Raw genomic sequence first — 8,167 nt, 5'->3', positions numbered from 1 at the left:
TTCCTTTAAAAAGTGACAGCCACACGCCAGTTAACACTGACGTGGTCCGGTCCGAGCCAGTCGGGATAGTGCAGCGGCGTGCCGGCAGAAATCTGGCTGGCGAACCCGCGTCCGGCGCTGCCGAGGCCTGCCGACGCCCCCCACACGGTGCCGCTGGCATAGTGGTCCAGGCGGTCTTTTTCCAGCCAGCCGCCGTCCAGCGCCACGGTGGCGCTGATTTGCCCGAGTACCGGCAGGGTGAAGAGGGCGTAATTCAGTTCGTTGCGCCAGTAACCGCCGTTGTCGCCGGAGATGTACTGCTCCTTAAAACCGCGCACCGAGCTTTCGCCACCGAGCGTCAGGCGCTCGCTGCCGTAGAGCCGGTCCGGCGACCACTGCCCGTACAGGCTGGTCAGCCACAGCAGGTCGCGGGTGACCGGGCGCTGGAAACTGGCGCTCAGGCTCCATTTGCGAAACTGCGCGCGCGGCACATCGCCGGTTTTGTCTTCGTCAGTTTCGGCGTTAAACCACGGCGTGCCGTGGCTGTATGTCGGGTTAATGGTCGCCACCCCGCCGAGGATTTTCTGCGTGTGGCTGACGCCCAGCTGCAGGCTGGAGAGGTTGCGGGTGCTGCTGGTCAGCGGTGCGTCGTTCAGCCAGTTGCGCGATGAGCGCTGCGTGATGCCGGCACTGAGCGCGGTTTTGATGTCGCCGTTACGGAACACCACGCGGGAAAGGTTCAGGCGGTGGGTCTTCGTGTCACCGGTGGAAATCCACGGGTAGCCCATATTGATGAGGGTGGTACGGTAGTTGCTCCAGACGTAGCTGTAATCCAGCAGGCTGTAGCCCCAGGGGACGCTGACCCCGGTCTGGAAACTCTGCGCGTCATAACCGGTGGCGAAATCACTGCTGCGCCCGCCGCCGACAAACCATTTATCCGCCACGCCCAGCAGGTTATTTCCGCCAAGCGAGCCGTTTAACTGATTTTCACCGGTACTTTTCTGCCCGCTGTTATCCAGCGACATGCTGGCATTGAACGGGAATTCCGGCGTGGCGGTTAAATTCACCGTGGAATAACCGGGTTCGCTGTCCGGCACAATTTCAATCTGCACCGGCTGACTGCGCAGGCGGTTAATCTGCTCCATGCCCTGCTCAATATCCCGGAGATTAAGGACTTTTCCTTCCAGCCCCGGAAACACCATCTTCAGCATCCGCGGGGAGTCACCGTCGAGGCGGATATGGCGTAATTTCCCCTCCAGCACCACGAGGCGTAATTCCCCCTGCGATAAATCCTGCTCCGTGAGAAAAGCCCGGCTGGTAATATAGCCCCGGCTGATATACCAGTCAGAAATGGCGGCGGTGAGTTCCGTTATTTTCGCCATATTCAGGCACCGGTTCAGCCAGGGCGCGGTCAGTTTTTGCTGCGCCTTTGCGCTGATAAGGGTGACGCCGGAAAGGGTGATGGTGTGAACGGTAAAACAGGGGCCACCGGGCTGAGGGGCTGGCGCGCTCTGGCCTGCACGCGGCAGCGGGATGCTGCGCTCCAGTTCGTCGCGCTGTTGCTGGTTCTGCAGCAGCAGTTGTTCCTGCTGCTGACGCACGGCGTCGCGATCGGCCGGAGACAAAGGCGCGGCCTGCGCCGTTGTCGCCAGGAATAAAAATAAAACCAGATAACGCACGCGTTCATCCATGAGAAAAAAAGTCCTGACCCAATAAATAAATTTGGGTTAAGTGGTTATTAATTATTGGTTTTGAGTATATTCCTATGGAACAAATTACAAAGCAATATACTGATAAGGAAAACGGCTATTTCTCATAAAAATTTAGGATTAATTCAGGATATATCCTCATTCATATAGACGATGAGAATAATAAAGGTTTTTCACAAGGCAATAAAAAAGCCTCCATAGGGAGGCCTTAGTGCCACGTTATTACCTGACGCTAACGTTTACGAACATCGGGAATAATTAAATCCCCGCGCACCCGGTACGAACCCAGCACGCTTTGGGTTTTCTCATTCAACCAGGCAACGATTTTCGCGGCCATCGCATCCATCGAATATTCAATGGCCGGGATCGTTGGAATACCCGGTAAATGCAGCGAACCGGCAAGGCTAAACACCATAATGTCGCCAGGGACGGTTTTATTAAACGCCTGCAACTGAGGAATAACCCGCTGCGCTTCCTGCTCGTCTGCTACCAGTAATGCGTTGAAATTCAACGTCGTGGCGTTATTAAGTAACACCTGAAGCGCTACCGATGAAGAGGTATCATCCATAAACACCAGGTTGCGGTTAAACGGCAGGAAATTGTTTTCCAGCGCCAGCTTATAACCCAATAAAACCTGATCGGCTGCGGCACTGTTGGGGTGAATCAGCGCGATTTGTCGACGACCCTGGCTAATCAGATAATTACAAGCCGTTTCCGCCGCAAACGCGTGATCGAACTGAATACTGTTCGGCGTGGTCGTCGCGGATTCCACACAATCCACCAGAATGACATTTTCATCGTCGATATGAAGCGGGAAGCGCGCGCCGATAACCAACACATCGTCACACAGCCCGCAGGTCAGCTCATCCAGGGCGCTCATCACTTCCGCCTTACTGTTGGCGAAGCGTAACAGCAAATGTTTCTGGCTCTGGCTTAAATGTTTTTCCAGCGCGTAAAGGTAAGCGGTGGTTTGGTTGATATTGTCCTGAGCGCAAATAACACCGATGCAGCCTGTCGACTGGCTGAGCAAGGACTGCGCGATAACGTTGGGCCGGTAGTTCAGCTCATCAACCGCTTTCAGTACCGCGAGGCGACTGGCTTCCTTAACGCCGCGCGAACCACTCAACACCCGTGAGACTGTGGCTTTGGACACCCCAGCTAAACGTGATACATCGTTGATTGTAGACATCTTTCTCCCCAGACAGGCGCATTACCGCACCTGCAAATTCCAATTACAGCAACGACCAAAATCTAGCCGTTCGCAGTATAACGGTTTCCGTTTTTGATGGAAACCGTTTTTCCGTTTTGTCATTTTTGCTATCAATTCATCATCGAAATCTGTGATGAAAATCCAATAACCGGGCCTTGTAATCATCAGATATTGACAGCAATCACACTTCTATCCCGAAGAAATGGAAACCGGTTTCCGTATGATGTCCAATCACCTCCGCAATAACTATTTACATTTCGAGGATGAATGACGATGTACAGGATTATGTTGTGTTGCTCAGCCGGGATGTCCACCAGCTTGCTGGTGAGGAAGATGCTGGAAGCAGCGAAGGAACGCGAATTACCGGTGGAGATCGACGCGTACGGTGTGGCGGAATTTGACACGCAGTTTCCGCGTTATCAGGTTGTGCTTCTCGGACCACAAGTAAAATACATGTTAAAAACGCTGTCAGAAAAGGCCGCCGCTCAGGGCATTCCGGTACAACCCATCGACCCGATGGATTACGGCATGCAACGTGGCGAAAAGGTGCTGGACTATGCTCTGTCGCTGATTGAAGCGGCACATTAACAAGGTGTTCTTATGAGTTCCTTATATCAATCAATGATTACGGTTATTGAGCAAACCATTACGCCGCTGGCCGGTCGTCTTGGGCAGCAAAAATATGTTATCGCTATCCGCGACGGTTTTACCGCTGCACTGCCGTTTATGATCATCGGCTCGTTTATGCTGGTGTTTATCTTCCCGCCATTCTCCGCTGACACCACCGTCGGTTTCGCCCGCGCCTGGCTTGATTTCTCCACCGAGTATCGTGCGCAACTGATGCTGCCGTTTAACCTCAGTATGGGGGTAATGACGTTCTTTATCTCCGTCGGTATCGGCGCCAGCCTCGGTCGCCAGTTTAATCTCGACCCGGTGATGACAGGCTTGCTGGCGTTTATGGCGTTTTTGCTGGTGGCCGCGCCGTACGCAGACGGCAAAATCTCCACCCAGTACCTTTCCGGACAGGGGATTTTTACCGCGCTGCTGACGTCGATTTATTCCGCCCGCGTTTATGCCTGGCTGAAACAGCACAACATCACCATTCGCCTGCCGAAAGAGGTGCCGACCGGGGTTGCCCGCTCGTTTGAAATCCTCATTCCGGTACTGGTGATCATTGGGACACTGCACCCGCTGAACCTGTTTATTGAAGCGCAAACCGGCATGATCCTACCGCAGGCGATTATGCACCTGCTGGAGCCGCTGGTGTCCGCATCCGACTCTCTGCCTGCTATTCTGCTGTCTGTGCTGCTGTGCCAAATCTTCTGGTTCGCCGGGATCCACGGTTCACTGATTGTTACCGGCATCATGAACCCGTTCTGGATGGCAAACCTCTCCGCCAACCAGGCTGCACTGGCTGCGGGTGCTGCGCTGCCCCACGTTTATCTGCAAGGGTTCTGGGATCACTACCTGCTGATTGGCGGCGTCGGTTCCACGCTTCCGCTGGCCTTCCTGCTGCTGCGCAGCCGCGTCGCACATCTGCGTACTATCGGCAAAATGGGCGTAGTGCCGAGCTTTTTCAACATCAACGAACCGATCCTGTTCGGTGCGCCAATCATCATGAACCCGATGCTGTTTATCCCGTTCGTCTGCGTGCCGCTGGTTAATGCCGTACTGGCCTGGACCGCCACCAAAATGGGCTTGCTGGCGCAGGTGGTTTCGCTAACGCCGTGGACAACGCCCGCGCCGATTGGTGCGTCATGGGCCGCAAACTGGGCCCTAAGCCCGGTGGTGATGTGCCTGATTTGTATGGTGATGTCTGCGCTGATGTACCTGCCGTTCCTGCGCGCTTACGAGCGTTCGCTGATGAAAACAGAGGAACAAAAAGCGCAAAACACCGCGCCGATGACGGAAACCGTCCGCAGTAACTAAGCCGTAACGCATAAGCAGTAACGAAAAGGAGTCGGTAATGAAATACGTATTTCCCGCAAACTTCTGGTGGGGCAGCGCGTGTTCCGCACTGCAAACCGAAGGGGAAAGCCAGCAGGGCGGGAAAAGCGCCACGACATGGGATGCCTGGTACGCCCGGGAACCCTGGCGCTTTCACCAGCAGATTGGGCCGCAGGAGACGTCTACGTTTTACCGCCACTGGCGGCAGGATGTCGCGCTGTTAAAGCAGCTCAATCACAACAGTTTTCGTACGTCGCTCAGCTGGGCGCGTCTGATCCCGGACGGAACCGGCGAAGTGAATCCGCAGGCGGTGGAATTTTACAACGCGGTGATCGACGAACTGCTGGCGCAGGGCATTACGCCGTTTATCACGCTGTTTCACTTCGATATGCCGATGGTGATGCAGGAAAAAGGCGGCTGGGAAAACCGGGAAGTGGTGCAGGCATTCAGCCGCTACGCACAAATCTGTTTTGAGCTGTTCGGCGACCGGGTTCAGCACTGGTTTACCTTTAACGAACCCATCGTGCCCGTAGAAGGCGGGTATCTGTACGATTTCCATTACCCAAACGTGGTGGATTTCAAACGTGCCGCCACGGTGGCGTACCACACGGTTCTGGCCCATGCCAGCGCAGTACGCGCGTTTCGCGCCGGGCATTATTCCGGTGAAATTGGCATTGTACTGAACCTGACGCCATCGTATCCCCGTTCGCAACATCCGGCGGATCTGCAAGCGGCGCACTATGCAGACTTGTTGTTTAACCGCAGTTTTCTCGACCCGGTACTGCGTGGCGAGTATCCCGCTGACCTGGTGGCGCTGCTGAAAGAGTACGATCAGCTTCCCGCCTGCCAGCCGGAGGATATTTCGCTCATTGCAGAAGGGAAAATCGATCTGCTCGGCATTAACTATTACCAGCCGCGGCGGGTAAAGTGCCGGGACAGCGCGGTTAATCCCGCATCGCCGTTTATGCCAGAGTGGTTGTTTGATTATTACGAAATGCCAGGCCGCAAAATGAACCCCTATCGCGGGTGGGAAATTTATGAACCCGGTATTTACGATATTATTACCAACCTGCGCGTAAATTATGGCAACCCACGCTGTTTTATTTCTGAAAACGGTATGGGGGTTGAGAATGAACAACGTTTTATTGAAAACGGGCAAATTAACGACAGTTATCGTATCACCTTTATTCGTGATCATCTGATCTGGTTACATAAAGGTATTAGCGAGGGTTGTAATTGCCTCGGTTATCATATGTGGACATTTATTGATAACTGGTCATGGTGTAATGCCTATAAAAACCGTTACGGTTTTGTGCAGTTAGATTTGGAAACCCAGCAACGTACCATTAAGAAAAGCGGAGAGTGGTTCGCAGCAACCGCTGCTCATAATGGTTTTAATCAGGATTAAATTATTATGGTCGCACTTGAAGAAGCGGTAATGGAGATTATCGTCAACGCCGGACAGTCGCGCAGCCTGTGCTTTGAAGCGCTGCGTGCGGCAAGGGAAGGCAACATGGAAGAGGCGCGTAATCTGCTGCGTGAAGCCGACGGGTATTCCCGTCAGGCGCACCAGATGCAAACAAAATTAATTGAACAGGATGCCGGAGAAGCCCGACAGCCCATGACATTAATTATGGTGCATGCCCAGGATCATTTAATGACCTCGCTGCTGGCGCGTGAATTATCGGAGGAAATAATCCAGCTCTATCAACGTTAATGAATGGAGAATTGATTACGGTAAATCTTAATTATTCTGTACCCGAGTTACTAAAATAAAGCATTTTGTTTTGATGATGGCAATATTTTCTGTCCTCTGAGGAACGGAAGGTTATTGTCTGAGAACAACTTACTACATTGAGATAACCATGAGAATAAATAAAAAACTTCCAGTGGCGCTGGCGGTTGCGGCTACCCTTTGCTCTGGATCCGTCTTCGCTCAAGAATTTACCCAAGAGCAAATAGATGCCATCGTCGCCAAAGCGGTGGATAAAGCTCTGGCGGACCGTCAGGCTAAAATGGACGCCGCCATCAATAAAAAAGCGGATGTCATCGTCGAACCACAAAGCACGGCGCAAACACCGGATATGGCCATTCCCTATGGCCTGAAATTCAGCGGCTACGCCCGTTATGGTGCACATTTCCAGACTGGCGATCAGAAATATGTCGGTGTTGATGGCTCCTATAATGGCGCTTCAGCCATTGGTCGTCTGGGTAACGAAGGCAACGGCGGTGAATTCCAGCTCTCCAAGGCGTTTAAAAGCGGTAACGGCGCAATCTGGGACGTCAACGTGATGTTTGACCACTGGGGTGATGAAGTTAACCTGAAAAAAGCCTATGCCGGCGTCACCAACCTGCTGGCCTCCAACCCGAATGCGTACTTCTGGGCAGGGCGTGACTTCCACCAGCGTCCACAACAGGGGATCAACGACTACTTCTGGATGAACCACGACGGACAGGGTGCCGGGGTGAAAAACTTCGATATTGGCGGCGTGCAGTTTGATGTGGCCGCCGTCGGCGCGGTCGAATCCTGTAGCCCGGAAGTGCTGGAAGATGAAGCCAACCCGTCGCGCATAACCTGTACCGGTAGTTCGAACGTCGGTGATAAAGGCAACTATGCCGTCACCTCGAAAATTCACGGTATGAAGGTCGGGCCGCTCGATCTGGAGATTTACGCCAACTACGGTTTCGACTCAAAAGCGATTGAAAGCGAAGATCGTCTGAAAGCCTGGCAGGGCGGCGTGGTGCTCAGCCACACCAACGATCACGGGGTAAATAAAGTGATCGCCCGCTACTCCGATAACGCCGACAACAGCGTATTTAATAAAACCGACGATCTGAAAGCGATTTACACCAGCTTTGAGGGCAGTTACAAGTTCTCCCGGCAGACGCAAGTGGACTACTTGCTGGCGTTCCATGATTACGATAACAGCGCCAATAAAGCGGATAACCGCCGCAACTATGGCGTAATTGTGCGCCCGATGCACTGGTGGAACGATGTGCACTCCACCTGGCTGGAAGCGGGTTATCAGCGCGTCGATTATGACGATGGCGGCGACAACCACGGCTGGAAAGTCACCCTCTCGCAGAACATTTCTATCGCGATGGGGCCTGAATTCCGCCCGATGCTGCGCTTCTATGTAACCGGCGGCGAAGTGGATAACAAACGCACCTCACGCGTCAACGGCACGACCGACACGACGCTCGATTCCTTTAACGTCGGCGCGATGTGGGAAGCCTGGTTCTGATGTAAAAAACCGGAGGCGGTCCCCCTCAGCCGCCTCCGGCTAAACTCTGTACATGTGTTATGATGCGCGCCTTATTA

The 8,167-nt window shown here is 53.5% G+C and carries 7 protein-coding genes; 5 read left to right on the top strand and 2 right to left on the bottom strand.

Annotation, left to right across the window (positions count from 1 at the left end):
- Positions 1-5: 5 nt before the first annotated feature.
- Positions 6-1,670 (bottom strand): ShlB/FhaC/HecB family hemolysin secretion/activation protein, encoded by a 1,665-nt coding sequence (locus tag O9K67_RS00200; protein ID WP_271044627.1) that lies wholly within the window; start codon positions 1,668-1,670, stop codon positions 6-8.
- A gap of 250 nt (positions 1,671-1,920) precedes the next feature.
- Positions 1,921-2,877, bottom strand: coding sequence for a LacI family DNA-binding transcriptional regulator (locus O9K67_RS00195; protein WP_061492433.1), 957 nt, complete (start codon positions 2,875-2,877; stop codon positions 1,921-1,923).
- A gap of 294 nt (positions 2,878-3,171) precedes the next feature.
- Between O9K67_RS00195 and O9K67_RS00190 the strand changes: the two genes are divergently transcribed.
- From O9K67_RS00190 to O9K67_RS00170, 5 genes are all read left to right on the top strand, one after another.
- A complete protein-coding gene (locus tag O9K67_RS00190; RefSeq protein WP_061492432.1) occupies positions 3,172-3,486 on the top strand; it encodes a PTS sugar transporter subunit IIB in 315 nt (104 codons plus the stop codon).
- A gap of 12 nt (positions 3,487-3,498) precedes the next feature.
- Positions 3,499-4,827, top strand: coding sequence for a PTS sugar transporter subunit IIC (locus O9K67_RS00185; RefSeq protein WP_061492431.1), 1,329 nt, complete (start codon positions 3,499-3,501; stop codon positions 4,825-4,827).
- A 37-nt stretch (positions 4,828-4,864) separates the two neighbouring features.
- Positions 4,865-6,253 (top strand): glycoside hydrolase family 1 protein, encoded by a 1,389-nt coding sequence (locus O9K67_RS00180; protein ID WP_061492430.1) that lies wholly within the window; start codon positions 4,865-4,867, stop codon positions 6,251-6,253.
- A 6-nt stretch (positions 6,254-6,259) separates the two neighbouring features.
- The gene (locus tag O9K67_RS00175) at positions 6,260-6,562 is read left to right on the top strand and encodes a PTS lactose/cellobiose transporter subunit IIA (RefSeq protein WP_170933823.1); all 303 of its coding nucleotides are present in this window, start codon (positions 6,260-6,262) and stop codon (positions 6,560-6,562) included.
- 148 nt (positions 6,563-6,710) lie between these two features.
- Positions 6,711-8,090 (top strand): carbohydrate porin, encoded by a 1,380-nt coding sequence (locus O9K67_RS00170; protein WP_061492428.1) that lies wholly within the window; start codon positions 6,711-6,713, stop codon positions 8,088-8,090.
- Positions 8,091-8,167 lie beyond the last annotated feature (77 nt).

It is taken from the genome of Kosakonia oryzendophytica, from assembly GCF_027886705.1.
GTDB classification, from domain to species: Bacteria; Pseudomonadota; Gammaproteobacteria; order Enterobacterales; family Enterobacteriaceae; genus Kosakonia; species Kosakonia oryzendophytica.
This window is presented reverse-complemented; position numbering and strand designations above follow the sequence as displayed.

What these genes read in the sequence shown, in the direction of transcription:
- O9K67_RS00200 (WP_271044627.1), bottom strand. Translation starts at nt 1,670, where the DNA reads ATGGATGAACGCGTGCGTTATCTGGTTTTATTTTTATTCCTGGCGACA.
- O9K67_RS00195 (WP_061492433.1), bottom strand. Translation starts at nt 2,877, where the DNA reads ATGTCTACAATCAACGATGTATCACGTTTAGCTGGGGTGTCCAAAGCC.
- O9K67_RS00190 (WP_061492432.1), top strand. Translation starts at nt 3,172, where the DNA reads ATGTACAGGATTATGTTGTGTTGCTCAGCCGGGATGTCCACCAGCTTG.
- O9K67_RS00185 (WP_061492431.1), top strand. Translation starts at nt 3,499, where the DNA reads ATGAGTTCCTTATATCAATCAATGATTACGGTTATTGAGCAAACCATT.
- O9K67_RS00180 (WP_061492430.1), top strand. Translation starts at nt 4,865, where the DNA reads ATGAAATACGTATTTCCCGCAAACTTCTGGTGGGGCAGCGCGTGTTCC.
- O9K67_RS00175 (WP_170933823.1), top strand. Translation starts at nt 6,260, where the DNA reads ATGGTCGCACTTGAAGAAGCGGTAATGGAGATTATCGTCAACGCCGGA.
- O9K67_RS00170 (WP_061492428.1), top strand. Translation starts at nt 6,711, where the DNA reads ATGAGAATAAATAAAAAACTTCCAGTGGCGCTGGCGGTTGCGGCTACC.